This is a genomic window from Blastococcus sp. SYSU DS0828 (assembly GCF_054050975.1).
In genome coordinates, this window is sequence record NZ_JBJHAK010000035.1 from 1 (window position 1) to 25,291 (window position 25,291).

General features: G+C 73.8%; 20 protein-coding genes. 2 read left to right on the plus strand and 18 right to left on the minus strand.

The genetic code is table 11. The features are described 5' to 3' along the window. Positions 1 to 372: 372 nt before the first annotated feature. Positions 373 to 2,706: a M20/M25/M40 family metallo-hydrolase gene (locus tag ACI79Q_RS19595; protein ID WP_456615211.1), complete on the minus strand. Its 2,334-nt coding sequence runs from the start codon at positions 2,704 to 2,706 to the stop codon at positions 373 to 375. Between the two features lie 102 nt (positions 2,707 to 2,808). Between ACI79Q_RS19595 and ACI79Q_RS19600 the strand changes: the two genes are divergently transcribed. Continuing rightward, entirely contained in the window at positions 2,809 to 3,573 is a 765-nt protein-coding gene (locus ACI79Q_RS19600) for an SDR family NAD(P)-dependent oxidoreductase (protein ID WP_456615212.1), read from the plus strand. Positions 3,574 to 3,583: 10 nt separating this feature from the next. On the opposite strand, the gene hisH is transcribed toward ACI79Q_RS19600, so the two are convergent. From hisH to hisD, 5 genes are read right to left on the minus strand one after another with little or no spacing between them, the layout of a single operon-like run. Then, the gene (hisH, locus tag ACI79Q_RS19605; protein WP_456613738.1) at positions 3,584 to 4,222 is read right to left on the minus strand and encodes an imidazole glycerol phosphate synthase subunit HisH; all 639 of its coding nucleotides are present in this window, start codon (positions 4,220 to 4,222) and stop codon (positions 3,584 to 3,586) included. 59 nt (positions 4,223 to 4,281) lie between these two features. Further along, entirely contained in the window at positions 4,282 to 4,458 is a 177-nt protein-coding gene (locus ACI79Q_RS19610; RefSeq protein ID WP_456588725.1) for a hypothetical protein, read from the minus strand. Positions 4,459 to 4,474: 16 nt separating this feature from the next. Further along, positions 4,475 to 5,071 (minus strand): imidazoleglycerol-phosphate dehydratase HisB, encoded by a 597-nt coding sequence (hisB, locus tag ACI79Q_RS19615; protein ID WP_456615213.1) that lies wholly within the window; start codon positions 5,069 to 5,071, stop codon positions 4,475 to 4,477. A gap of 5 nt (positions 5,072 to 5,076) precedes the next feature. Beyond that, the gene (locus ACI79Q_RS19620; RefSeq protein ID WP_456597284.1) at positions 5,077 to 6,189 is read right to left on the minus strand and encodes a histidinol-phosphate transaminase; all 1,113 of its coding nucleotides are present in this window, start codon (positions 6,187 to 6,189) and stop codon (positions 5,077 to 5,079) included. Next, positions 6,186 to 7,490: a histidinol dehydrogenase gene (gene hisD / locus ACI79Q_RS19625; RefSeq protein WP_456588728.1), complete on the minus strand. Its 1,305-nt coding sequence runs from the start codon at positions 7,488 to 7,490 to the stop codon at positions 6,186 to 6,188. The genes ACI79Q_RS19620 and hisD overlap by 4 nt, the downstream gene beginning before the upstream one ends. Before the next feature lie 117 nt (positions 7,491 to 7,607). Here hisD and ACI79Q_RS19630 point away from each other — a divergent pair, with 117 nt between their 5' ends. Then, positions 7,608 to 8,408 carry an LON peptidase substrate-binding domain-containing protein gene (locus ACI79Q_RS19630; protein ID WP_456588729.1) on the plus strand — a complete coding sequence of 267 codons (801 nt, stop codon included), beginning with the start codon at positions 7,608 to 7,610 and terminating at the stop codon, positions 8,406 to 8,408. Positions 8,409 to 8,412: 4 nt separating this feature from the next. On the opposite strand, the gene ACI79Q_RS19635 is transcribed toward ACI79Q_RS19630, so the two are convergent. The 12 genes from ACI79Q_RS19635 to ACI79Q_RS19690 all read right to left on the minus strand — a co-directional run bounded on the left by ACI79Q_RS19635 (position 8,413) and on the right by ACI79Q_RS19690 (position 25,255). After that, positions 8,413 to 9,735 carry a PucR family transcriptional regulator gene (locus ACI79Q_RS19635; protein WP_456588730.1) on the minus strand — a complete coding sequence of 441 codons (1,323 nt, stop codon included), beginning with the start codon at positions 9,733 to 9,735 and terminating at the stop codon, positions 8,413 to 8,415. A 50-nt stretch (positions 9,736 to 9,785) separates the two neighbouring features. Further along, entirely contained in the window at positions 9,786 to 11,201 is a 1,416-nt protein-coding gene (locus tag ACI79Q_RS19640) for a phytoene desaturase family protein (RefSeq protein WP_456615214.1), read from the minus strand. Continuing rightward, a complete protein-coding gene (locus ACI79Q_RS19645; RefSeq protein ID WP_456588732.1) occupies positions 11,198 to 13,003 on the minus strand; it encodes a DUF3556 domain-containing protein in 1,806 nt (601 codons plus the stop codon). The genes ACI79Q_RS19640 and ACI79Q_RS19645 overlap by 4 nt, the downstream gene beginning before the upstream one ends. 89 nt (positions 13,004 to 13,092) lie before the next feature. Then, entirely contained in the window at positions 13,093 to 14,559 is a 1,467-nt protein-coding gene (locus tag ACI79Q_RS19650; RefSeq protein ID WP_456613735.1) for a class I adenylate-forming enzyme family protein, read from the minus strand. 155 nt (positions 14,560 to 14,714) lie between these two features. Further along, the gene (locus tag ACI79Q_RS19655) at positions 14,715 to 15,320 is read right to left on the minus strand and encodes a DUF2567 domain-containing protein (RefSeq protein ID WP_456615215.1); all 606 of its coding nucleotides are present in this window, start codon (positions 15,318 to 15,320) and stop codon (positions 14,715 to 14,717) included. Between the two features lie 85 nt (positions 15,321 to 15,405). After that, positions 15,406 to 18,966, minus strand: coding sequence for a DNA polymerase III subunit alpha (gene dnaE, locus ACI79Q_RS19660; protein WP_456588735.1), 3,561 nt, complete (start codon positions 18,964 to 18,966; stop codon positions 15,406 to 15,408). A gap of 185 nt (positions 18,967 to 19,151) precedes the next feature. Beyond that, complete coding sequence (locus tag ACI79Q_RS19665) at positions 19,152 to 19,607, minus strand: GNAT family N-acetyltransferase (protein WP_456588736.1); 456 nt, start codon at positions 19,605 to 19,607, stop codon at positions 19,152 to 19,154. A 35-nt stretch (positions 19,608 to 19,642) separates the two neighbouring features. After that, the gene (locus tag ACI79Q_RS19670) at positions 19,643 to 20,461 is read right to left on the minus strand and encodes a CPBP family intramembrane glutamic endopeptidase (RefSeq protein ID WP_456600624.1); all 819 of its coding nucleotides are present in this window, start codon (positions 20,459 to 20,461) and stop codon (positions 19,643 to 19,645) included. Positions 20,462 to 20,471: 10 nt separating this feature from the next. Then, on the minus strand, positions 20,472 to 21,419 hold the full coding sequence (locus ACI79Q_RS19675; protein ID WP_456597275.1) for an RluA family pseudouridine synthase: 948 nt from the start codon (positions 21,417 to 21,419) through the stop codon (positions 20,472 to 20,474). A 38-nt stretch (positions 21,420 to 21,457) separates the two neighbouring features. After that, positions 21,458 to 21,988, minus strand: coding sequence for a signal peptidase II (gene lspA / locus ACI79Q_RS19680; protein ID WP_456615216.1), 531 nt, complete (start codon positions 21,986 to 21,988; stop codon positions 21,458 to 21,460). Positions 21,989 to 22,224: 236 nt separating this feature from the next. After that, complete coding sequence (locus ACI79Q_RS19685) at positions 22,225 to 23,883, minus strand: glycoside hydrolase family 13 protein (protein ID WP_456615217.1); 1,659 nt, start codon at positions 23,881 to 23,883, stop codon at positions 22,225 to 22,227. Between the two features lie 64 nt (positions 23,884 to 23,947). After that, positions 23,948 to 25,255, minus strand: a complete 1,308-nt coding sequence (locus ACI79Q_RS19690) for an ABC transporter ATP-binding protein (RefSeq protein ID WP_456588741.1) — start codon at positions 25,253 to 25,255, stop codon at positions 23,948 to 23,950. Positions 25,256 to 25,291 lie beyond the last annotated feature (36 nt).

A 25,291-nucleotide genomic window follows, 5' to 3' on the forward strand; every position in this document is an offset into this window, starting at 1 on the left:
CCCCCCCCCCCCCCCCCCCCCCCCCCCCCCCCCCCCCCCCCCCCCCCCCCCCCCCCCCCCCCCCCCCCCCCCCCCCCCCCCCCCCCCCCCCCCCCCCCCCCCCCCCCCCGCCCCCCCCCCGCCCCCCCCCCCCCCCCCCCCCCCCCCCCCCCCCCCCCCCCCCCCCCCCCCCCCCCCCCCCCCCCCCCCCCCCCCCCCCCCCCCCACCGGCGGGCCCCAGCACCGCCCAGCCTGCACCGGCTACCAGCAGCACGGCCACCGCTCCGGCGAGCACTGCGACGAACGGGCGACGATGCACGGCTCAGAGCCTGCGCTCCACCGGTGACGGCGTCGTGAGAGCCGGATGAGAGAGCTCTCATCCGGCCGCGCCCGTCACCCCAGGTCGGTGACCGCCGTGACGACCAGCAGGTCCGCACCGTGCGTACCGGCGACGTCCACGCCCGCGGGCCGGGGCTCGTACCCCGGCAGACCGGTGAGCCCGTCGCTGGCGTCCGCGGCGCGCAACCGCACCGGCCCGTCGCCCTCGACCGTGAAGGCGGCCTGCAGCCCGTCGGGGGGCGGCGCGTGGAAGGTGATCCGCAGCCCCGACTCCCCCAGCGCGGCGTCGGGCACGCCGCGGCCGCCGAACCGGCCGCGGACGACGGTGCCGCCCTCGGCGGTGAGGTCCAGCTGGACCAGCCGGACCCCCGCCCGCTGCGGCGTGACCCGGACGGTGATCTCCCGCCGTTCGCCGAGGACCTGGTCGGAGACGACGACGACCTCCGGCGCCGGCAGGTCGGCGGTTTCGGCAGGTCCGGTGAGCAGATCGCGGCCGGCGAGGTACGGGAGGTCCGCGCCCAGGGTCCCGGGGCCGTCGACGAACCGCCCGGTCCACTCGCCCGGCGTCGTCTCGGTGGTCACCCACCGCGCCCGGTCCCGGTCGGTGTCCAGCACGTAGGCCAGCCGGCTGGGCACCGGGTGGTCGGCGTCGAAGCGGTCGACCGCCAGCCCCGCGGCCACGCAGGCCCCTGCGGCTCCCAGCGCGACGGCCGGGACGGCGGCCGCCGCCAGCCGGTCGCGCGCCCGGGGCGGCGCGGCGGGGTCGGGGAACAGCAGTTCCAGCGCCGGCAGCAGGGCCAGCGCGCCGAGCACGACGACGACCGACGGCGCGAGCACCTGCGACATGCCGAGCGCGGGGAGGAAGAGCGCGGCGGTCGGGGCGAGGACGAGGACCGCCGTCGCGCCGGTGAGCGACGCGGCGACGGCGCACACCGCGCGCGAGCGGGCGAGCACGGCGACGGTGCCGCTGAGCGCACCGACCAGGGCCGGCCAGGCCGCGAGGTAGGAGCCGCCCGGCGCCACCGCGGCGAGCACCGCCGCCACCACGGCGAGCCAGAGCAGCGCGCCCGCGGCCAGCGGGGCCGCGCCGACCGGCCGGCGCAGCAGCGCGTACCAGATCAGGACGACGGCCAGCACAACCGCGACGGCCGCCAGCCGGAACCAGCCCGGCCGCCAGGGGTCGAGCATCGTGGCGTACCCGGGGCGGAGGACGACCAGCGCCTCCCACAGCCCCTGCGCGGCCAGCGGCCCCGCCACGAGCGGGACGAGCGCCAGCGCGGCGGCCCCGGCGGTGCGCCGCGGGGGGCTGATCCCCCGGCGGCGCAGCGTCCAGGTCAGGCCGGCGACGGCGACCAGCGCCGCACCGGCCAGCGGCCACACCAGCGAGCCCGGGTAGCGCACCAGCAGCCCGGGGAGCGGGAAGTAGGTCGCGTCCTCGGCGGCGGGCTCGGCGAGGACGGCCAGGTCCCGGTCGCCCAGCTCCCGGGCCAGCGCCAGGGTGTTGTCGCCGAGGGCCTGCAGGCTGCCGCGGTCCAGCCGCTCGGGGGTGTCCTGCGGCGAGTGGTAGGCCGCGGCGCCGTCGATGAAGGCGGTGTTCATGCCGGTGTAGCCGCCGTCCTCGAGCAGCACGCTGAAGTCGGTGTCGTTGGGCAGCGCCCGGTAGACCTCGACGGCGAAGCTGCTGGCGACCGGGTGGGGGGCGGCGTCGGCGAACGCCGCCGCGAGCTCGGCGTTCCCGAGCGACGTCTCGAACATGATCGGTGGGCCGCCGGTGCCGCGGGCCTCCAGGTTGAGCGCCACCCCGCCGCCGGCCAGCGGGTGCGAGGCGACGAACGCCTCGGCTCCGCACAGGCAGGCCTCCTCGGCGTCGGTCAGGACGGCGACGACGTCGTTGCGCAGCTGCGGGCCCTCGGTCAGCGCCCGGACGGACTCCAGCAGCGCGGCCACCCCGGCGGCGTCGTCGGCCGCCCCCGGCCCGTGCTCCACCGAGTCGTGGTGCGCCACCAGGTACAGCCGGCCGGTGGGGTCGGCCCCGGGCAGGACGGCGACCACGTTGCGCACCCGCGCCATGCGGGCCTCCCCCGCGCCACCGGCCCGGGCGCCGACGGCGTTCTGCACGCGGGTGTCCAGACCGAGGTCGGTCAGGGCGCGCACGAGCCCGTCGACCACCTCGTCGCTCTCCGGGCTCCCCGCCACGTGCGGCTCGGCCGCGATGCGCTCGACGTGCGCGAAGGCCCGGGCCGCGCTGAACTCCGTGGCCGGGGCGCCGGCCGGGCGCGGGTCCGGCGGCCGGAGCCCTGCCACGGTCCAGCCGGTGAGCGCCAGCAGCAGCGCGACGACGGCCAGCCCGACGAGCCGGCCGGGGCGGGACGGACGCTCGGCGGGCACGCGACCTCCTTGGACGGCGACCCGCGCACCTTAGGGCGCGGGCGCCTCCCGGCCGTGCAGCACCGCCCGCGGCGCGCCGTCGCCGGCTGGTTGACTGCTGCCATGACCAGCGCCGCAGCATCCCGCGCCGTCCTCGTCACCGGCGCCTCCCGCGGCATCGGGCGAGCGATCGCGCACGCCTTCGCCGCCCGGGGGGACCGGGTGGCGGTGCACTCCGGCAGCTCCCGGGAGGCGGCCGAGCGGGTCGCCGCCGAGCTGCCCGGGGCCGGGCACACCGTCGTGCAGGCGGACGTGGCCGACGCCGAGGCGGTCGGGGCGATGGTCGACGACGCGGCGACGGCGCTGGGCGGGCTGCAGGTGCTCGTCAACAACGCCGGCGTCTACACGCCGCACCCGCCGCTGGAGACGTCCTGGACCGACTGGCAGGCGGCCGTGGCGCGCACGCTGCAGGTGAACCTGGTCGGCGCGATGCACGCCACCTTCCGTGCGGTGCCGCACCTGGTCGCGGCCGGTGGCGGCGCCGTGGTGAACGTGACCAGCCGGGGCGCCTTCCGCGGCGAGCCGGGCACACCGGCCTACGGCGCGGCGAAGGCGGGCCTGAACGCCTTCGGGCAGTCGGTGGCCCAGGCCCTGGCCCCGCACGGGATCAGCGTGGGCAGCGTCGCCCCGGGGTTCGTGCAGACCGAGATGGCGCGCGAGATCCTCGACGGGCCCAGCGGCGACGCCGTCCGCGCGCAATCCCCCTACGGGCGGGTGGCGCGACCGGAGGGGGTCGCCGCGGCCGTGCTCTGGCTGGCGTCCCCGGAGGCCCGCTTCTCCACCGGCACGATCATCGACGTCAACGGGGCCAGCTACCTGCGCAGCTGACCTGCGCGCCTCAGTTCAGCGTGCCGAGCCAGTTGGTGAGCAGCTGCGCGCCGGCGTCGCCGCTCTTCTCGGGGTGGAACTGGGTGGCCGACAGCGCGGCGTTCTCCACACCGGCGACGAACCGGTCGCCGTGCTCGGCCCAGGTGACCAACGGCGGCGCCAGCGGCGAGGGCACGCCGTCCTGGCCCAGCGGGAAGGTGCGCACCCCGTAGGAGTGCACGAAGTAGAAGCGCTGGTCCGCGAGCCCCGCGAACAGCACGCTGTCCTGCGGCGCCTGGACGGTGTTCCAGCCCATGTGCGGCAGCACCGGCGCCTCGAGCGGCTCGACGACGCCGGGCCACTCGCCGCAGCCCTCGGCGTCCACGCCGTGCTCGACACCGCGCTCGAAGAGGATCTGCATGCCGACGCAGATGCCGAGCACCGGACGGCCACCGGCGAGGCGGCGGCCGATGATCCGGCGCCCCTGGACGGCGTCCAGCCCGGTCATGCACGCGGCGAACGCGCCCACGCCGGGGACGACCAGCCCGTCGGCGTCCAGCGCCGTCTGGAAGTCGTCGGTTACCGTCACCTCGGCCCCGACCCGCTGCAGCGCACGCTCGGCCGACCGCAGGTTGCCCGAGCCGTAGTCGAGGACCGCCACCTTCTTCACGCCTGCCACGCTACCGACCAGCGCCGGAGCCCCTCGATGTGTTCCCGGGCAGCGCCGGCTCAGACGAGCCGCAGGATGCCCGCCGCGCTGGCCAGCAGGGCCGCGATCAGCAGGATGGCGGCGAACGCGACCTGCGGCCCGGTGCGCCGGCCGTCGGCGGTGTCCGCCCGCCAGATGCTCCACGCGCCACCGAGCAGGAAGCCGCCGAGCAGCAGGAGGGGCAGCCCCGAGCTCACCGCCGGCCGCGCAGGATCACAGGGCGCCCTTGGTGGAGGGGACGTCGGTGACCCGCGGGTCGATCGCGACGGCCGCACGCAGCGCCCGCGCCAGCGCCTTGAACTGCGCCTCCACGATGTGGTGCGCGTCGCGCCCGGCGTACAGCACCCGCACGTGCAGGCTGATCCGCGCGTTGAACGCGAAGGACTCCAGCACGTGCTTGGTCAGCGAGGTCGGGTAGTCCGGCCCGATCATCGGCGTCATGTTCTCGGGCTCGGCGTGCACGAAGTACGGCCGGCCGGAGAGGTCGACCGCGGCCTGCGCGAGAACCTCGTCCATCGGGATGGTGGCGTCGCCGTAGCGGGTGATGCCCCGCTTGTCGCCCAGCGCCTCGGCGAACGCCTGCCCCAGCGCGATGGCGACGTCCTCCACCGTGTGGTGGGCGTCGATGTGCAGGTCACCGTCGGCCCGCACGGTCAGGTCGATGCCGCTGTGCTTGGACAGCGCGGTGAGCATGTGGTCGTAGAAGCCCACGCCCGTGCTGACCGAGCTGCTGCCGGTGCCGTCGAGGTCGAGCTCCACCACGAGCTTGGTCTCGCTGGTCTGGCGCTCGACGCGTGCGGTGCGGGTCATGGGCGTCAGTCTCCCAGAGTCGTGCGGTGGGCCGGCGCGACCTCACCCAGGGCGGTGAGGAAGGCGTCGGTCTCCTCGGCGGTACCGGCGGTCACCCGCAGCCATCCCGGGAGACCGACGTCCCGCACGAGCACCCCCCGGTCCAGCAGCGCCCGCCAGGCGGCGGGCGCGTCGGCGAAGTGCCCGAAGAGGACGAAGTTGGCGTCGCTGGGCACGCTCGTGAGCCCCAGGCCCGGCAGCGCCGCCACGATGCGGTCGCGCTGCGCCTTGACCGCGTCGACGGTCGCCAGCAGGGCATCCGTGTGCGCCAGCGCGGCCCGGGCGGCGGCCTGGGTGAGCGAGCTCAGGTGGTAGGGCAGCCGCACCAGCTGGATGGCGTCCACGACGGCCGGGTCCGCGGCCAGGTAGCCCAGCCGCAGCCCCGCCATGCCGAAGGCCTTGCTCATCGTCCGGCTCACGATCAGCCGGGGCCGGCCGGGGAGCAGGGTGAGCGACGACGGGGTACCGGTCCGCGCGAACTCCGCGTACGCCTCGTCGACGACGAGCACACCGTCGGTGGCGTCGTAGAGGGCGGCCACCGTGTCCAGGTCGACCGCGGTGCCGGTGGGGTTGTTCGGGCTGGTCACGAAGACGACGTCCGGCCGCACGTCGCGCACCTGCGCCACGGCGGCCTCTGTGTCGATCGTGAAGTCGGCGGCCCGGTGCCCGTCGACCCACGACGTGCCGGTGCCGGCCGCGATGATCGGGTGCATCGAGTACGACGGCGTGAACCCGAGCGCAGTGCGCCCCGCTCCCCCGAACGCCTGCAGGATCTGCTGCAGCACCTCGTTGGAGCCGTTGGCCGCCCACACCTGCGCCGGCTCCAGCGGCCGGCCGCCGGTCCGGGACAGGTAGGCGGCGAGGTCGGCCCGCAGCGCCACGGCGTCCCGGTCGGGGTAGCGGTTGAGCTCCAGCGCCGCGCGCCCGAGCGCCTCGCCGAGGTCGGCGAGCAGCTCGGCCGGCAGCGGGTGCGGGTTCTCGTTGGTGTTGAGCCGGTGGGTGGCCGGCAGCTGCGGGGCGCCGTAGGGCGTGCGGCCGCGCAGCTCCGGCCGCAGCGGGAGCTCCTCGAGCGACGTCACGGGCGCTGCCGAACCCGCACCGCGGCCGCGTGCGCCGGGAGGTCCTCGGCGCCGGCGAGGGCGTCGATGTGACGGGCGACGTCGGCCAGCGCCTGCTCGTCGTACTCGACGACGTGGATGCCGCGCAGGAACGACTGCACGCTCAACCCGCTGGAGTGCCGCGCGCACCCGCCGGTCGGCAGCACGTGGTTGGACCCGGCGCAGTAGTCGCCCAGGGAGACCGGCGACCAGGCGCCGACGAAGATCGCGCCCGCGTTCCGCACCCGCATCGCGACGGCACGCGCGTCGCGGGTCTGAATCTCCAGGTGCTCGGCGGCGTAGGCGTCGACCACCCGCAGCCCGGCGTCCAGGTCGTCGACCAGGACGATGCCGGACTGGCTGCCGTCCAGCGCGGTGGTGATCCGCTCGGAGTGCTTGGTGGCGGCCACCTGCCCGGGCACCAGGGCCAGCACGGCGTCGGCCAGCTCCTCGCTGTCGGTCACCAGCACCGCGCCGGCCAGGGGGTCGTGCTCGGCCTGGCTGATCAGGTCGGCGGCGACGTGGGCGGGGTCGGCGGTGTCGTCGGCGAGGATCGCGACCTCGGTGGGGCCCGCCTCGGAGTCGATGCCGATCAGCCCGCGCAGCAGCCGCTTCGCGGCGGTCACGTAGACGTTGCCGGGACCGGTGACCATGTCGACCGGCTCGCACGAGCCGGCGCCGTACCCGAAGACGGCGATGGCCTGGGCACCCCCGACGGCGTAGACCTCGGTGACGCCCAGCAGCGCGCAGGCGGCCAGGACCCCGGGGTCGGGCAGGCCACCGTTGTCCCGCTGCGGCGGGGAGGCCACCGCGATCGACTCGACGCCGGCGATCTGCGCGGGGACCACGTTCATCACGACGCTGGACAGCAGCGGCGCCAGGCCGCCGGGCACGTACAGCCCCACGCGGCGGACCGGGAGCCAGCGCTCGGTGACCGTGCCGCCGGCCGCGACCTCCGTGGTGACGTCGGTGCGCCGCTGGTCGCCGTGCACCTTCCGCACCCGGGCGATGGCCTCCTCCAGGGCCTCCCGCAGCGTCGGGTCGCACTCGGCGAGCGCGCGGTCGAGCGCCTCCTGCGGCACCGCGAAGTCCTCGGCGTCCACGCCGTCGAGGCGGGCGGTGATCTCCCGCACCGCCTGGGCGCCGCGGATGCGCACGTCCTCGCAGAGCGGGCGGACGGTGGCGAGCACCGAGTCGATGTCGGTGGCGGCGCGCGGCAGCAGCCCGGTGAGCTCCCGGACGCCGGGCAACGCGTGTCCGCGCAGGTCGATGCGTGCCAGCACGGGAGGCCTCCGGGGTCGGATCGGTGGTACGACGCGGATCCCAGGGTATCCAGCGCCCCGCGACGGGCCCGGGGCGCCCACACGGGCAGGCGGCCGGGGGGCCGTACGCTTCCCCGGATGGGTGAGCTGATCCCGCTGTTCCCGCTGGGACGGCCCCTCTTCCCCGGGGTCGTGCTGCCCCTGCAGATCTTCGAGCCCCGCTACCGGCGCCTGATGCGCGACCTGATGGACCTGCCCGAGCTCGGCGACCGCAGGTTCTTCGGGGTCGTGGCGATCCGGCAAGGGTGGGAGGTCGAGCGGGTGGCCCCCGCGGCGGCGCTCTACGACATCGGGTGCACCGCGCGGCTGCAGCGCGTGCAACCGCAGTCCGACGGCGGATTCCGCATCGTGACCGTCGGTGGTGAGCGGTTCCGGCTGCTCGACGTCGTGGTCGGCGACGACCCGCCCTACCTGCAGGCGGAGGTGGAGTGGCTGGCCGAGGAGGAGGCCGCGGAGGAGGCCGCCGGGGACGCCGAGGTGGCCACCGGCGACTCCGCCGGGCTGGCCCCGCCCACGGACGAGCTCGCCAGCTCGGTCGCCCGCGGATCGCTCGACCTCCTCGCGCACGGGGTCGGTGACCTCTTCACCCGGTACGTCGCGGAGGTGGCGGCGCTGGGCGCCGGCGCGCACGGGGACGGCGCGGAGGCCGCGGTGCGGCTCGCGGCGGCGTCCGACGACCCGACCGCGCTGTCCTGGCTGGTCGCCTCCTCGGCGCTGCTGACCACCGAGGACCGGCAGGCGCTGCTGGCGGAGTCCGCGACCCGCCGCCGCCTGGCCGCGGAGTCCCGGTTGCTGCGCCGGGAGCTGACGCTGCTGCAGACCCTCGGCGCGGTCCCGGCGCCGCTGCAGCAGTTCGCCGTCCCGATGACGGTGAACTGACCCGTCAGGCCGGCGGCGCGTCGGCCCGGGCGCCGGCGTCGAGCACGGCGGACCCCAGGAAGTGGCAGGCGTTCAGGGCCACCGCCAGGTCCACCCGGTGCGACCGCGCTGCGGGCTGCCGCAGCTCCAGCGCTCGGGACACCCGGTACTTCACCGTGTTGCGGTGCAGCCGCATGATCTCTGCGGTCTCGGTGTAGCTCTCCCCCGTGAGGTAGAAGACCCGCAACGTCTCGCGCAGCACCTGGGACGCATCGTTGTCCACCGCGAGCGGACCGAGCACCTCGTGGATCCACGCCCGCGCGGAGTCGAGATCGCCGGCCAGCATCGACGTGATCGCAACGCCTTCGTCGCCGAAGCCCGTGACGGGCGTGGTGGCGCCCGAGGCCATGGCGACCCGACGGGCCGCCCGGGCCTGTTCGTGGGTGCGCCGGAAGCCGTCCACACCCGACCCGGAGAGCCCCAGGGCGGCCCGGCAGGTGCGCGCCTGCTCGACGAGCCGGCAAATCTGAGTGGTGTCCACCTCCCCCGGCCGGACCGCGAAGGGCAGCCACGCCCAGGCGGTCTCTCGGTCGACCGCCGTCACCAGGGGCGGCCCCGAGCAGCCGGCTCCCGTCGCGACCTTCGACACGACGGAGGTGAGCAACCGGAGCTCGTCCGGCGCCGGCGCCGCGTCCACGGACCAGATGATCATCCCGAGGTGGTGCGCCGTCAGGCGGTAGCCGGTCTCGCGCTCGAAGCGCCCGGGCGCGACCTTCTGCCCGGCCAGCACGTCGTGGATGAGCGCCGCGCGCACGGTCCCCTGCGTGCTCAGCCAGCGTTCGCGTTCGGCCTCGTATGCCTCGAAGACGTACTGGGAGATCCAGTCGATGTACCGCCCGACCACGGTGGCCATGTGGTGCAGGACCTCGAACTTCTCCTCCGCCGTGCAGTCGAGCGCCTGGACGTCGGGGAACATCTGCTCGATGAAGTCGTCCTTGCCGATGCTGTAGGCGCGGACGAGGGAGTTGGCCGGGATCTCCCGCTGGGCCAGCCGCAGGGCGTACTCGACCGCGGCCGTCGTGGGCATCAGGTGCTCGATCGGGATGTGGTTGGTCAGGATGTGCGTGAGCGTCTTGGTGTTGGCGTCCACGCTGGCCCGGAGCAGCTCCATGAACTGCGGGTCCACGTCCAGACTCCTGATGTGCCGGGCGATGAGCTCGGTCATGTCCCGGGCGATCTGGGGCTGACGGCGGTCCAGCCGCCTGCCCGCCTGCGACACCAGGGCGAGCACCCGCTCGCCGCCCTCGGGGCCCGGCGCCCCGTGCCCTGGCCCCGCCGCCGCGCTCATCCCCGCCTCCTGCCGCCGTCCCGTCCGTGCACGTCCGTCCTGCCCCGCGCTCAGCGTGCGACCCGCGACAGGGCCGACCGGGCGGCGTTGTACCCGCACAGCCCGTGGGCGCCGGCGCCGGGCGGTGTGGCCGCCGAGCAGAGGTAGACCCCGTCGACCCCGAGGGAGTAGGGGTCCAGCGCCACCCGCGGGCGGAAGACCAGCTGCAGCGGGTCGTTGGCGCCGGTGACGACGTCCCCTCCGACGTAGTTGGCGTTGTGCGCCTCCAGCCCCGCGGCCGAGGTCACGTGCCGGGCCAGCACGCGCTCGCGGAAACCGGGGGCGAACCGTTCGATCTGCTGCTCGATGGCCCGCGTCGCGTCCCCCGTGTAGCCGGCCGGCACGTGGGCGTAGGTGTACAGCGGGTGGACGTCGCCGGCCGAGCGGCTCGGATCGGCGACGTACTGCTGCCCGACGAGGACGAAGGGACGCTCGGGCATGCGGCCGCGGGTGATGTCCCTCTCCGCCGCGGCGATCTCCTCGAACGTGCCCCCGACGTGGACGGTCCCGGCCCGCCGCGACTCCTCATGGGCCCACGGAACGCCGCCCTGGACGGCGAACTCGACCTTGAACGACCCCGGCCCGTGCCGGTAGCGGGTCAGCGCGCGCGCGACCCGCCGGGGCATCCGGTCGCCGACGAGCCGGGCCGCGGCACGGGGCGCGAGGTCGAGCATGACGATGTCCGGCTCCCCCAGCTCGGCCATCGAGCCGACGGTCACCCCGGTCTCCACCTTCGCGCCGTACCGGGCGAGGAGGGTGGACACCGCCCGGCTGATGGCCGCCGATCCTCCTTCGGCCACCGGCCAGCCGTAGCGGTGCGCGGCGGTGCCGAGGGCCACGCCGATGGCCGACGACGCCGGGGAGCCCAACGGCCGGAAGGCGTGCGCCGCGACGCCGGCGAACAGGGCGCGCGCCTCCTCCGTGGACCAGCGCCGGGCGAGGACCGCCGCCGGGAGCAGGGAGTAGCCGCCGAACCGCGCGAGCTTCACGGGATGCGCCGGGACGTGCAGCAGCGGCTGCAGGAAGTCCTCGGCGATGTCGCCGAAGCGCTCCGTCAGCGGGCCGAAGAGGCTGCGGTACCGGCCGGCGTCGGCGCCCAGGTGGTCGGCGGTCGCGTCCACCGACCGCTGGACGGCGGCGCCGCGGCCGCCGTCCAGCGGGTGGGAGTACTCGATGCCCGCCCACCGCCACGTCAGCCCCTGCGCGCCGAGGTCGAACGCGCGGGAAAACGGGGTGTCCACGGCGAGCGGGTGGAAGCCGGCGCACTCGTCGTGGACCAGACCCGGCAGCGTGAGGGCGCTGCTGCGGGTCCCTCCCCCGATGGTGTCCGCGGCCTCCAGGACCGTGACGTGCACGCCGGCGGCGGCGAGGGTGAGGGCGGCAGCGAGCCCGTTGGGCCCGCTGCCGACCACGACGGCGTCGGTCATGCACTCACACTGGCACGGACGACGGGGTGCGGGTGCTCACCGGCCGGGGTGTAGCCGGGGCTCCGCCACGTGACCGTGTGCGCGATCGGGCCGTTCGGCAGCCAGGGCTGCTCCGCGACCGCGTCGCTCACCTTCCAGTAGCCCCGCTCCACCACGCCCAGCGCCGCGTCGATGACCTTGTACTCCTGCGTCGAGCGGTGGATCGGCTGCGACTCGACCCAGACGACGATGCACTCCCCCGGCTCGAACCCGCAGCGCTTCTGCACGGCCGTGACGGTCTGCTCGTTGTGCAGGTGGGCGTCGCCGAACTGCCAGCCGACCAGCGTGGTGCAGACGAACTCACCCTCCCGGATGCGGTAGTTCTCCATGCGGTCCAGGTGCCGCATCATCAGCGACAGCAGGCCCCGGCCCTGGCTGTGCATCGTCCGCCAGGCCACCGCCTTCTGCATGAAGATCTCCGCGATCTCCTTGCCGAACGCACCGGAGAGCTGGTCGATCTGGTTGGGGTTGAACTTCACCAGGTGCTGGTTCAGCTTGTCCTCGGCCTCGTCGCCCCGGAAGGCCCAGGTGGCCGAGGCCCAGTTGCCGGCGTACTGCCGCATCGACGGCAGGAACGAGACCAGGTCCGGCCGCAGGTTGCCCAGGATGGGGAAGGCCACGAACACGGCGACGATGGGCAGCAGCAGCCACGGCGAGCTGATGTCGCCGATGCCGTAGCCCTCGCCGGCCGGGAAGCCGCCGAACAGCCACGCGGTGGCGAACATGAAGAAGACGTTCCACTCCAGCGGCACCGCCAGGGGGAAGGTCGAGGTGATGAAGATGTGGAACACGATCATCCCGACGATCGCGAGCCAGGTGATCGTGGTGTTGGTCGAGAACAGCAGGACCAGCGGGAGCACCAGCTCGACGACCGTGCCGCCGATGTGCGCGAAGGCCCAGGCGACCTTGGACGGCCGCAGGTCGTTCGGGTAGTCGCGGTACAGCGCCCGCTTGAACCGCAGCGACGTCAGCCAGGGCGTGTTGCTCATCATCGGCGGGACCACGTTGGTGAAGTGGTGCCCGAACTTCGAGACGCCGGCGCCCATCCAGATGGTGACCATGGCGATCTTGGCCGCGATGATCATGTCGACGTGGTTGCCGAGGATGCCGAAGAAGAAGAGCACCGCGATGTACTGCTCGGAGCGAGCCGCCAGGAAGACGACGCGGTCGCGCAGCCCCATCACGATGATGAGCGCCACGAAGGTCAGCAGCGCCCACTGCGGCAGCAGGCCGGCCTCGCTGCCGGGCAGGGCGTCGGTGCGCACCCCGGGGCCGATCAGCAGGAACACCAGCGTGGCCAGGATGCAGAAGTACAGGCCCACGTCGAAAGCGGTGCGGTGGTCACCCGCGGTGAACGGGACCTTGCCCGGCCACGGGGGGAGCCGGAGCGTGCCGCGCTTCGACCAGTAGAGGAAGCCGCCGATGAACGGCTTGAACTTGAAAGCCAGCGGGCCGGAGGACGACGCCCACCCGGTGATCTCGAACAGGATCGTCCAGATGATCAGCTTCTGGTAGACGATCGGCTCGCCCCACCACGCCCCGAGGTCCCCGAAGCCCAGTCCCGGCGTCGTCAGACCGACGACCGCGAACCCGCCGAACACGTAGAAGGCGAGCTTGTAGACGTAGAGCATGTGGTTGGTCTTCGGGCCGCCGAAGCCGTACTCGCACCAGTGGGTGGCGAGCATCCGCATGCGCTCCATGAAGGGCATCGATTCGAACTGCGCCGGGTCCACCGGCGGCATGTCTGCGGTCTTGAAGCCCATGGTTGCTCCTTCGTACGGGCAGGGGTGATCAGCGAGAGGGGTGCTCTCGCTGCTGGCGGACGTGCAGAGGGGCGCGGGAAAGCTGTCGGTCAGGCCGGTTGGGGCTGCAACGACCGGCGGATGGCGGGTTTGTCGGTCTTCCCCACCGGGTTCTTGGGCAGGCCGTCGACGATCTCGATCCGCTCCGGGACCTTCACCCGGGTGAGGTGGCGCCGGCAGTGCTCGAGCAGGTGCTCCTCGGTGACCCGGGCGTCCGGGTAGAGGCTCACGTAGGCCACGGGCGACTCCCCGAGGACGGCGTCGGGTCGGCCCACGACCGCGGCCTCGAGGACGCCGGGCACGGTGGTGAGGACGGCCTCGATCTCCTTGGGGTAGATGTTCTCCCCGCCGCGGATGATCATGTCCTTCACACGGTCGACGATGGTGAGGTAGCCGTCGTCGTCCAGCCGGCCCACGTCGCCGGTGCGCAGCCAGCCGTCGACCAGCGTCTCCGCCGTCGCCTCGGGCCGGCCGAGGTATCCCCGCATGACGGTGGGCCCCGCGATCACGACCTCGCCGATCGCACCGGTGGGCACGGGGGCACCGTCCTCACCCCGGATCTCGATGCGCTGGCCGGGCAGCGCGGGGCCGACGCTCCCGAGCTTGCGCACGCCGTCGACCGGGTTGCACGCCGAGGCGCAGGTGCCCTCGGTGAGCCCGTAGCCCTCGACCATCCGGAACCCGAACCGCTCCTCGCAGCGGTCGAGGAGCTCCGCCGGCACGGGAGCGGCGCCGCAGACGACGAAGCGCAGCGACGAGGTGTCGGGGCGGACGTCGTCGGGCAGCGAGGCCAGCAGCGCGTAGATGGTCGGGACGGCGGAGAAGTACGTCGGCCGCAGCCGCTCCACCTGCTCGAAGAAGCGGCTCGCGGAGAAGCTGCCCACGATGCTCAGCTGCCCGCCGGCCCGGAACGTCGCGAGTGCGCTCACCATGAGCGCGTTGGCGTGGAAGAGCGGGAGCACCAGCAGGCAGTGGTCCCGCTCGGTGAGGGAGAAATGGTCGGCCATGGTGCTCGACATGGCCTCGACGTTGGCGTGGTCGAGCATGACGCCCTTCGGGCGCCCGGTGGAGCCGCTGGTGTAGATCAGCAGGGCCAGGTCGTGCCCTTCCAGGGCGACCGGCGGGAGCTGCGCCCCGGAGCCGGCGACCCGCATGTCGTCGACACCGATCGCCGGCAGGCCGGCCGTCGGCGCACCCGGCCCGAGGTTCACCACGAGCGTGGCGCCCGAGTCGGCGATCTGGTGGTCCGCCTCGCTCGCCGTGAACACCGGGTTCACCGGCGTCGCGGCGCCGCCGAGCCGCCACGCCGCGTAGAGCGCCACGAGGAGCTCGACCCGGTTGGGCAGCATGACGGCGAGGACGTCGCCGCGACCGAACCCGTGCTCCGCGAGCTGACCGGCGAACGCGGCGACCCGGACGTCGAGCTCCGCGTAGGTCAGGGCGACGACCTCGTCGCGGACGCAGGGCGCGTCACCCGAGGATGCCGGCCGGGCCCAGGGCAGGTAACCGAAGCTCATGCGTCGCCGTCTCCTCGGTGGTCGCACGCTGTGATCCGCACCACGCAGATCCTGTGACCGCCGACACTAGGAACGATCCCCCGGCCTGCCCACGGCCTGCGCGCACCAACTTGGCCACGGCCTTTGTGCACCGTGCACGGTGCACAGCGCGGAGCTCAGGCCACGGGAGGCAGTGCGCCGGCCCGGGGGGTGTCTCTCCCGTACCGGCCGAGGCCGTCGTCGGCGGCCACCAGCGCGCAGCCCAGGTAGACGAGCAGCGCGGCGAACGGCGCGGCGGCGAGGCCGGGCAGGGAACCGAGCACCAGCCCCGTGGTGACCTCGGCGCCGACCTGGGAGAGCTGGACCTCGGTGGGTGAGGGCCCGAGCAGCTCCCCGACCTGCCAGGCGAGGACGGCCGCCGCCGACGTACCGGCCACGAGGACCACCAGCATGCCCACCCCCCGGCCGCGGCGGACCTGCCACGCCGCGGCGCCGGCCAGCAGCCCCAGGCCCAGCAGCACGAGCACGAGCACGGTGTCGTCGGCGATCCGCACCTCCGCCGCCGGCGGGCCGACGGCGACCGGGCCGGTCTCGGTCACCTGGAACTCCGCCCGGGGGGCCAGCAGCCACCAGAGCGCACCCGCGGGCAGGCCGGCGAGGACGAGCCCGACCAGGAGCGCGCGGCCCGCGCGCAGGTCCTCCCGGACCTCCGGCCGGCCCCGCCAGTAGGCGTGCGGGGGCACCCCCGGCACGGGCTGGACGGGCAGCGGTGGGGTGCTCACCCCACCAGTGAACAACCTCCCGAGCCCGGCCCCCTGCAGGGGCCCGCCGCGAGCGTGCGAGCGGTGGGGGGCAGGGGGTCCTCTTTCAGAGCAGCGCCACGCTCGTCGGGCCGAGGAGTGCCTTGATGTCGCCCATCAGGGCGGTGCTGGGCTGCACCCGCAGCCCCTGGTCGAGCCGCAGCACCGTCTCCCTGCTGCCGTTCACCAGCTTGAGCCGCACCTCCGTGGTGCCCGGGTGGCTGCCCAGCACCTCCCGCAGCCGCTCCACGACCGGTGGGGTGCACCGGGCGGCGGCCATCGAGACCAGCACGGGCCCGCGCGCGCCCTCGGTGAGCTCCGGGACGATGACCTCCGAGCCGAACAGCGAGGGCTGGTCGTCGCGCCGGCTGATCCGGCCCTTGACCACGACGATCTGGTCGCGGACCACCTTCTCCGAGACCTCGGCCCACGTCTTCGGGAAGAACAGCACCTCGATGCCGGACTCGAGGTCCTCCAGCGTCGCGATCGCCCACGGCGCGCCCTGCTTGTTCGTGCGCGGCGAGACGGCGGTGAGGATGCCCGCGATGGTCACGTTGGCGCCGTCCTCGACCCCGCCCGCGTTGATCTCGGCGATGGGGGTGTCGGCGTTGGCGGCGAGCACGTGCTCGACGCCGTGCAGCGGGTGGTCGGAGACGTAGAGACCGAGCATGTCGCGCTCGAACATCAGCCGCTCGCTCTTGGACCAGTCGGCGGTCGGGATGGTGATGTCGAGGGCGCCGGCGAACGGGTCGTCGGCCGCCCCATCCCCGCCGAAGCTGCCGAACAGGTCGAACTGGCCCTCGGCCTCCTTGCGCTTGAGTCCCATCGCGGAGTCGACGGCCTGGGCGTGGACGGCGACGATGCCCTGGCGGGAGTGGCCGAGCGAGTCGAAGGCCCCGGCCTTGGCCAGGGACTCGATGACCTTCTTGTTGCAGGCGACCGTGTCGATCTTGCGCATGAAGTCGGCGAAGTCCTTGAAGGCGCCCTTCTCCTCGCGCGCCCGGACGATGGACTCCACGACGTTGGTGCCGACGTTGCGCACCGAGGCCAGCCCGAAGCGGATGTCGGTGCCGACCGCGGTGAAGTCCCACGAGGACTCGTTGACGTCGGGCGGGAGCACCTTGATGCCCATCCGGCGGCACTCGGCCAGGTAGATGGGCCGACGGTCCTTGTCGTCCTGGACGCTGGTGAGCAGGCCGGCCATGTACTCGGCCGGGTAGTTGGCCTTGAGGTAGGCGGTCCAGTACGAGACCAGGCCGTAGGCGGCGGAGTGGGCCTTGTTGAACGCGTAGTCGGCGAAGGGGACGAGGATGTCCCACAGGGTCTTGATGGCGGCGCTGGAGAACCCGTTGGCCTTCATGCCGGCCTCGAAGCCGACGAACTCGGCGTCCAGCACCGACTTCTTCTTCTTGCCCATGGCGCGGCGCAGCAGGTCGGCCTTGCCGAGCGAGTAGCCGGCGACCTTCTGCGCGATCGCCATGACCTGCTCCTGGTAGACGATCAGGCCGTAGGTCTGGCCGAGGATCTCCTCCAGCGGCTCGGCCAGCTCCGGGTGGATCGGGGTGATCTCCTGCTGGCCGTTCTTGCGCAGCGCGTAGTTGGTGTGCGAGTTCGCACCCATCGGGCCCGGGCGGTAGAGCGCGCCGACGGCGGAGATGTCCTCGAAGTTGTCCGGCCGCATGAGCCGCAGCAGCGAGCGCATCGGCCCGCCGTCGAACTGGAAGACCCCGAGCGTGTCACCGCGGGAGAGCAGGGCGTAGGTGGCCGGGTCGGTGAGGTCCTTGCTGATCTCGTCGAGGTCGACCGGCTCCTTGCCGTTGATCACGATGTTGCGCAGGGCGTCGTCGATGACGGTGAGGTTGCGCAGGCCCAGGAAGTCCATCTTCAGCAGGCCGAGCGTCTCGCAGGTCGGGTAGTCGAACTGCGTGATGATGGCGCCGTCGGCCTCGCGCCGCATGATCGGGATGCTGTCGATCAGCGGGTAGCGGCCGATGATGACGCCGGCGGCGTGCACGCCCCACTGGCGCTTCAGGCCTTCGAGCTTGCGGGCCTGGTCGACGACCTCGGCCGCCCCGGGGTCGGACTCGTAGCGGGCGCGGAACTCCGCGGCCTCCTTGTAGCGCGGGTGGGCCGGGTCGAAGACCCCCGACAGCGGGATGCCCTTGCCCATGACGTCCGGCGGCATGAGCTTGGTCAGCTCGTCGCCCACCGAGTAGGGCCGGTCGAGCACGCGGGCGGCGTCCTTGATCGCCGCCTTCGCCTTGATCGTCCCGTAGGTGACGATCTGGCTGACCCGCTCCTCGCCGTACTTCTTGGAGACGTACTGGATGACCTCGCCCCGGCGGCGGTCGTCGAAGTCGATGTCGACGTCGGGCATGGAGACGCGCTCGGGGTTGAGGAACCGCTCGAAGATCAGCCCGTGCTGCAGCGGGTCGAGGTCGGTGATGCCCATGGCGTAGGCCGCCAGCGAGCCCGCGGCCGAGCCACGCCCCGGGCCCACCCGGATGCCGTTGTCCTTGGCCCAGTTGATGAAGTCGGCGACCACGAGGAAGTAGCCCGGGAAGCCCATCTGGCAGATGATCCCGACCTCGTAGTCGGCCTGCTTGCGCACGTGGTCGGGGATGCCGTTCGGATAGCGCTTGTGCAGGCCGCGCTCGACCTCCTTCACGAACCAGGAGGTCTCGTCCTCCCCCGGCGGCAGGGGGAACCGGGGCATGAGGTCGGCGCCCTCGGTGAACGTCACCTCGCACTGCTCGGCGACCAGGAGGGTGTTGTCGCAGGCCTCCCGCAGGTCGCCGGTGAACAGCGCCCGCATCTCGGCGGCGGACTTCAGGTAGTAGCCGTCACCGTTGAACTTGAAGCGGTTGGGCTCGTTGAGCCGCGAGCCGGTCTGGATGCACAGCAGGGCGTCGTGGGCCTCGGCGTCCTCCTTGTGCGTGTAGTGCAGGTCGTTGGTGGCCAGCAGCGGGATGCCGAGGTCCTTGGCGATCGCCAGCAGGGCGGGCCGGGTCTTCTTCTCGATGGCCAGGCCGTGGTCCATCAGCTCGGCGTAGAAGTTCTCCCGCCCGAAGATGTCCTGGAAGTCCGCGGCCGCCTGGCGCGCCTTGTCCTCCTTGCCGGCGCGCAGCCACATGTTCACCTCGCCCGACGGGCAGCCGGTGGTGGCGATGAGGCCCTTGCCGTAGCGCTCCAGCAGGTCCCGGTCGAACCGGGGCTTGCGGTACTGCCCCTCGAGGCTGGCCAGCGAGGAGATGCGGAAGAGGTTGTGCATCCCCTCCGTGCTGCGGGCCAGCAGCGTCATGTGGGTGTACGCGGCTTTCCCCCGGTTGGAGCCGCCGTCGCCCTCCTCGTCGATGAGGTTGTCGCCGAAGTCGAAGGGCGCCCGGTCGAACCGCGAGCCCGGCGTGTAGTAGCCCTCCATGCCGATGATCGGCTTCACGCCGGCCGCGTGCGCCTGCTTGTAGAAGTCGTAGGCGCCGAACACGTTCCCGTGGTCGGTCATGGCCAGCGCCGGCATCCCCTGCTCCGCCGCGGCCTTGGTGACCTCAGGCAGCTTCGCGGCGCCGTCGAGCATCGAGTACTCGGTGTGCACGTGCAGGTGCACGAACGAATCGGACGGGCTGCTCACTGTGCGGGATGCTCCTCACGGGTCGTGCGTGCCCGGCCGGCGTCACGCGGCGGGCGACCGGCGGGGAAGACCGGCAGTGCATGCGGGGTGTCGGGCACCGGCGGGCCGGTGGGTCGATCCTCGCACTGGTTCGGTTCTACGCCGAGGGTCTGACACGACGTGTCTGCTCACAGTGGACCGATCCGTCACAGCGGTCCGGATTCGGCTGAGGACAGCGCGCGCCGCATGGTGACGTGCGCGATGCCGGCCTCCTCGTAGACCTCGCCGACGGCCGCGTACCCGGCGCGCTCGTAGAAGCGGCGGGCCGGCAGCTGGGCGTGCAGCTCGACCGCCCGCGCCCCGCGCGCGACGGCCTGCCGGTGCAGCTCGGCGAGGACGGCGGCCCCGTGCCCCCTGCCCCGGACCTCGGCCGCGGCGGCCATCCGGCCGATGCGCGCCGTGGCCCCGTCCAGCAGCAGCCGCCCGGTGGCGACCACGCGGCCGGAGACGTCGCGGCTGAGCACGTGCACGGCCACCGCGTCGGCGTCGTCCTGCTCGATCTCGGGCGGGACGCCCTGCTCCTCGACGAACACGCGGCTCCGCAGCGCCGCCACCTCCGGCCAGTCGGCGGTGGTGGCGACCTGGGCGGTGGGGCTGGGCACGACCTCCATTCTGGCGACGCCGGCGAGCGGGCCGGTCAGCGGCCGGGGGCCTCGGGACGTTCGTGCACCGACGCCGGCAGGGCGCTGGCCGGCACGAGCAGGAAGCGCAGGTCGATCAGCGCGTGCAGCAGCACCGGCAGCAGCAAGGACCCGGTGTCCAGGTAGAACGCGGCCATGATCCCGCCCAGCACACCGGTCAGGACGATGCCCGCGCGCCCCTGGTAGGCGTGCGCCAGGCCGAACGCGGCCGCGGCGACGACCACGAGCAGCCAGGTGGGCAGGCCTCCGGTCACGGCGGCGACCACGGCGAGGAAGAACCCCCGGTACAGCCACTCCTCGCACACCCCCGCCGTGACGCCGACGAGGGTGAACAGCCGCCGCTCGCCCCCGGTGCGGGGCAGCAGCGCCAGGGTGGACTGCCCGGGCGGCTCGGCGTGCCGGCCGTGGGCGGGCGGGGAATGACCCGCCCGCCGCGCCGGTCGGGCCGCTTCCAGCAGGGCGCCGGCCCGCAGCTGGCGGGTGGAGGCGACGACGAACAGCAGGACCAGGACGACGACCGCCGCGGTGACCGGCCCGGGCCACTCCCGCGGCCAGACCAGCCCCACGGCCGCGGCGTCGACCCCGGGAGCGGCGAGCCAGACGACGGCGGCGACCACGGCCAGCCCCCACTCGAGCACGAGCAGCCGCCGGTAGAACGAGCGGCGGGCGCCCGCGTCGGTGCGCAGCCGCCCCTCGAACCGGCGGTGCAGCACGTGCCCGACGACGGGCTCCCCCGCCACCAGGTAGACGGCGACCACGACCGCGGCGAACGCCGCCGGGCCGAAGTCGCCCAGCGCGACCGGCAGACCCGTCACCGTCGCGGGGTCAGGCCTCGGCGCGCAGCAGGGCCAGCGCGCCGGCGAGGTCGGGCGGGTACTCGCTGGTGACCTCGATCCACTGCCCGTCGGCCGGGTGCGGGAAGCCCAGCCGCACCGCGTGCAGCCACTGGCGGGAGACCCCCAGCCGGGCGGCGAGGGTCGGGTCGGCGCCGTAGGTGGTGTCCCCGACGCAGGGGTGGCGCAGGGCGGAGAAGTGCACCCGGATCTGGTGGGTGCGCCCCGTCTCGAGCCGGATGTCGACGAGGCTGGCGGCGGCGAATGCCTCGGTCACCTCGTAGTGGGTGACCGACGGCCGCCCCCCGCTCACGACGGCGAACTTCCAGTCGTGCCGAGGGTGCCGGTCGATCGGTGCGTCGATGGTGCCGCGCGACGGGTCGGGGTGGCCCTGCACGAGCGCGTGGTAGCCCTTCTCGACCGTCCGTTCCTTGAACGCGGCCTTGAGCGCGGTGTAGGCGCGCTCGCTCTTGGCGACCACCATCACGCCGGTGGTGGCCGCGTCGAGCCGGTGCACGACACCTTGCCGCTCGGCCGCACCCGACGTGGAGATGCGGTACCCGGCGGCGGCCAGTCCGCCGATGACCGTGGGCCCGTCCCAGCCGGGGCTGGGGTGCGCGGCGACGCCCACCGGCTTGTCGACGACCACCAGGTCGTCGTCGTCGAACAGGATCGTCATCCCCTCGACCGGCCTGGGCGGCGGGGGCTCGCCCGGCGGGGGCGGCAGCTCGACCTCCAGCCAGCTGCCCCCGGTGAGCCGGTCGCCCTTGCCGCGCACCCGGCCGTCGACGACGACGTGGCCGGCGTCGGCGAGCTCGGCCGCCGCCGTGCGGGACAGGCCGAAGAGCCGGGACAGGGCCTGGTCCACCCGCTGCCCCTCCAGCCCGTCGGGCACCGGAAGGGCGCGGTGCAGGCCGGGAGCGCTGGTCACGCCCCCCATTGTGCGGGTCGGGCCGGACGGGACGGCGGAGCCGGACCTCAGACGGCCCGGGGCCGCTCCTCCGCACCGCTGCGGGTGCCGTCGAACTCGATGCCCCGGAGCGCCAGCACCGCGCCCAGGATGCCGCCGCAGACGATCGCCGAGTCGGCGACGTTGAAGGCCGGGAACACGCTCCCGCCCGGGCCGAACACCGAGACGAAGTCCACGACCCCGCCGCGCAGGAAGCCGGGGTCGCGGAAGACGCGGTCGATCAGGTTGCCCACCGCGCCGCCCAGCACCAGCCCCAGCGCCACGGCCCAGCCGGTCGAGCGCAGCCGGCGGGCGGTGCGGACGATGACGACGGCCACGACGATCGCGATGAGGCTGAACACGACCGTGGCCCCCTGCGCGAAGGAGAAGGCGGCGCCGGTGTTGCGCAGGTGGGTCAGGTACAGCGCGCCACCGAGCAGCCGGATGTCCTCACCCGGCTCGATGGTCGCGACGACCACGAGCTTGGTCACGAGGTCGGCCAGGAGGACGACGGCGGCCAGCGTCAGCAGCAGCCGGGTGCGCGGCCGGCCGGGCGGCACGACGGCGGAGGAGCCGGCGGACGGGTCGTCGTGCTCGGACAGCTCGGGCTCCTCGGTTCGGCGGGATCGCGGGGGGGGGGGGGGGGGGGGGGGGGGGGGGGGGGGGGGGGGGGGGGGGGGCGGGGGGGGGGGGGGGTGGGCGGGTGGGGGGGGGGGGGGGGGGGGGGGGGGGGGGGGCGCCCCCCCCCCCCCCCCCCCCCCCCCCCCCCGACGACGATAGCCGCGGGGAAGGCTGCCTACGTGGCGCCGAGTTCGAGCCAGACCGCGGTGTCCGGGGGCAGCAGGTCTGCGCAGGGCTCGCTGGACAGGAGACGGCGGCCCGCACCGCGCAGGTCCAGCGGCTCGTCCGACAGGTTCACCACACACCGGAACGCCGGTCCGCGGTCGAAGGCGAGGACGCCGGAGGCGGACCGGCACCAGGAGAAGTCCCCGCTGCCCAGGCCCGGGACGCGCTGGCGGAGGTCGAGCGCCGCGCGGTAAAGGGAGAGGGTCGACGTCGGGTCCACCAGTTGCGCGGCGACGGTGACGCGCGCCCACTCCGCGGGCTGCGGCAGCCAGGGGTCGACATCGTCGCCGGTGAACCCGAACGGGGGGCGGTCACCCGACCACGGCAGGGGGACGCGGCACCCGTCACGACCCCGGGCGGTGCGGCCGGACCGTTGCCAGGTCGGATCCTGCAGCACCTCCTCCGGCAGGTCCTCCACCTCGGCCAGGCCGAGCTCCTCGCCCTGGTAGACGTAGGCGGAGCCGGGCAGGGCAAGGGTGAGCAGCGCGGCCGCGCGGGCCCGGCGGAGCCCGACGTCCAGGTCCGCGGCCGGCGCATCGGTGTCGAAGCCCATGGTGGCCGCCGCGCTCCGGGCGCGGCCGAAGCGGGTCACGTGCCGGGTCTCGTCATGGCTGGACAGCACCCAGGTGGCCGGCGCCCCTACCGGTTCGAGGGCGGCCAGGCTGGCGTCGATCACGGCGCGCAGCCGGCGCGCGTCCCACGGGCAGGCGAGGTAGTCGAAGTTGAAACTGGTGTGCATCTCGTCCGGCCGCACGTAGCGGCTGAGCCGCTCGGGTCCGTTGACCACGGCTTCGGTGACGAACAGCCGACCGCCCTCGTAGCCGTCCCCGATCCGCCGCCAGCGACGGAGGATGTCGTGCACCGCGTCGACGTCCCAGTGCGGGTTGCCCACCCAGGTGCGGGACTCGAACAGGGCTCCTGGTCGGTGGCCGGCGTCGGGCAGGCCGGGCACCTTTGCCATCGCCGGCGCGGCGTCGACCCGGATCCCGTCGATCCCCCGGTCGAACCAGAACCTCAGGATGGCGTCGAAGTCGTCCCGGACACCGGGGTGGTCCCAGTCGAGGTCGGGCTGCTCCGGGGCGAACAGGTGCAGGTACCACTGCCCCGGCGAACCGTCGGGTTCGCGCACCCGGGTCCAGGCGGGGCCGCCGAAGGCGCTGATCCAGTCGTTGGGCGGCGTGGAGCCGCCTGACCGGCCGTCGCGGAAGAAGTATCTGCTCCGCTCGGGCGCGCCGGGCCCGGCGGCCAGGGCCGCACGGAACCACGGGTGCTGGTCGGAGGTGTGGTTGGGGACCAGGTCGGTGATGACGCGCAGCCCGAGCCCGTGGGCTTCAGCGAGGAACGCATCGGCGTCCGCGAGCGTGCCGAAGCGCGGATCGATGTCGCAGTAGTCGGCGACGTCGTACCCGCCGTCGGCCATGGGCGAGGGGTACCAGGGAGTGATCCACAGGGCGTCGACGCCGAGCTCGGCGAGGTAGGGCAACCGGCGGCGCAGGCCGCCGAGATCGCCGATCCCGTCCCCGTCGGAATCGGCGAAGCTCCGCAGGTACACCTCGTAGACCACGGCGTTCCGCCACCACGTGTCCGGCTGCGCTCGATGCATGTCCATGCGTGGTCCCGTCCAGGATCCGCCCCTGCAGGGACGCGCGAGCGCCGGGCTCGGTGGGCCTGCGTCAGGCCGAGGCCGCCGTGGCCCCACCCACCTGCGCCCCGCGCACGGGTGCACCGCCCTCGGGCCCACTGCCCGCCTGCGCCTGCGAGCCCTCGAGCTGCTCGACGCGGTCCTGTGCCGCCATCCGGGTGAGCTCGGCCCCGGCCTCCGCGTCCCGGGTCAGGTTCTCCCCGGTCTCCGGGTCGAAGACGTGCACCTTGCGGCTGTCCAGCCAGAACTCCGCCTCCCGGCCCTCCCGGATCCGGCTGGTCGCGTCGATGGAGACGATGGCCTGGGTGCGCAGCTCCTCGGAGTCCAGCTCCTTGGACAGCTCGCGCAGCTGGGTCTTGATCGACTCCGGGGCCTCGTACGGGATGTAGGCGTACTGCGAGTCCCCCAGCCACTCGGTGACGTCGACCCGCGCCCGGAACGTCGAGCCGAGCGGGCGCTTGGCCTCGTCGACCAAGGAGGCGTCCTCGAAGTACTCCGGCCGGATGCCGACCAGCAGCAGCTCGCGGCCGGCCACCTTGGCGGCGCGGCCGGCGTCCAGCTCGATCGTCCCGAACGGCGTCTTCAGCGTGTTGCCCTCGGGCGTCGCCGGCAGGAAGTTCATCGGGGGCGACCCGATGAATCCGGCCACGAAGAGGTTGACCGGCTGCTCGTACAGCTCGCGCGGCGACGCGACCTGCTGGATCTGGCCCTTGCGCAGGACGCAGACCCGGTCGCCGAGGGTCATGGCCTCGGTCTGGTCGTGGGTGACGTAGACGGTGGTGATCCCCAGCCGGCGCTGCAGCCGCGAGATCTCGGTGCGCATCTGACCGCGGAGCTTGGCGTCGAGGTTCGACAGCGGCTCGTCGAAGAGGAACGCCTCGGCCTGCCGGACGATGGCCCGGCCCATCGCGACGCGCTGCCGCTGACCACCCGAGAGGTTGGCAGGCTTGCGCTCCAGGTGCTCCTTGAGCTCCAGCACGTCCGAGGCCTCGTCCACCCGGCGACGCACCTCGTCATCGGGCATCTTCGCCAGCCGTAGCGGGAAGGCGATGTTCTCGAACACCGTCATGTGCGGGTACAGCGCGTAGTTCTGGAACACCATCGACAGGTTGCGGTCGCGCGGCGCCAGGTCGTTGACCCGCTTACCGCCGATGATCATGTCGCCGCTGGTGATGTCCTCGAGGCCGACGATCATCCGCAGCAGCGTCGACTTCCCGCAGCCGGAGGGGCCGACGAGGATCATGAACTCCCCATCGGCGATGTCCAGGCTCACGTCGTTGACGGCCTGGAACCCGTCGCCGTACTCCTTGACGATGTTCTTCATCTCGATGGAGGCCATCAGTGTTCGTCCTCTCGGGAGGTCGATGCGGTGGAG

What these genes read in the sequence shown, in the direction of transcription:
- ACI79Q_RS19630 (WP_456588729.1), top strand. Translation starts at nt 7,608, where the DNA reads ATGGGTGAGCTGATCCCGCTGTTCCCGCTGGGACGGCCCCTCTTCCCC.
- hisB (WP_456615213.1), bottom strand. Translation starts at nt 5,071, where the DNA reads ATGACCCGCACCGCACGCGTCGAGCGCCAGACCAGCGAGACCAAGCTC.
- ACI79Q_RS19600 (WP_456615212.1), top strand. Translation starts at nt 2,809, where the DNA reads ATGACCAGCGCCGCAGCATCCCGCGCCGTCCTCGTCACCGGCGCCTCC.
- ACI79Q_RS19635 (WP_456588730.1), bottom strand. Translation starts at nt 9,735, where the DNA reads ATGAGCGCGGCGGCGGGGCCAGGGCACGGGGCGCCGGGCCCCGAGGGC.
- ACI79Q_RS19675 (WP_456597275.1), bottom strand. Translation starts at nt 21,419, where the DNA reads ATGGGGGGCGTGACCAGCGCTCCCGGCCTGCACCGCGCCCTTCCGGTG.
- ACI79Q_RS19690 (WP_456588741.1), bottom strand. Translation starts at nt 25,255, where the DNA reads ATGGCCTCCATCGAGATGAAGAACATCGTCAAGGAGTACGGCGACGGG.
- ACI79Q_RS19645 (WP_456588732.1), bottom strand. Translation starts at nt 13,003, where the DNA reads ATGGGCTTCAAGACCGCAGACATGCCGCCGGTGGACCCGGCGCAGTTC.
- ACI79Q_RS19650 (WP_456613735.1), bottom strand. Translation starts at nt 14,559, where the DNA reads ATGAGCTTCGGTTACCTGCCCTGGGCCCGGCCGGCATCCTCGGGTGAC.
- ACI79Q_RS19640 (WP_456615214.1), bottom strand. Translation starts at nt 11,201, where the DNA reads ATGACCGACGCCGTCGTGGTCGGCAGCGGGCCCAACGGGCTCGCTGCC.
- ACI79Q_RS19685 (WP_456615217.1), bottom strand. Translation starts at nt 23,883, where the DNA reads ATGGACATGCATCGAGCGCAGCCGGACACGTGGTGGCGGAACGCCGTG.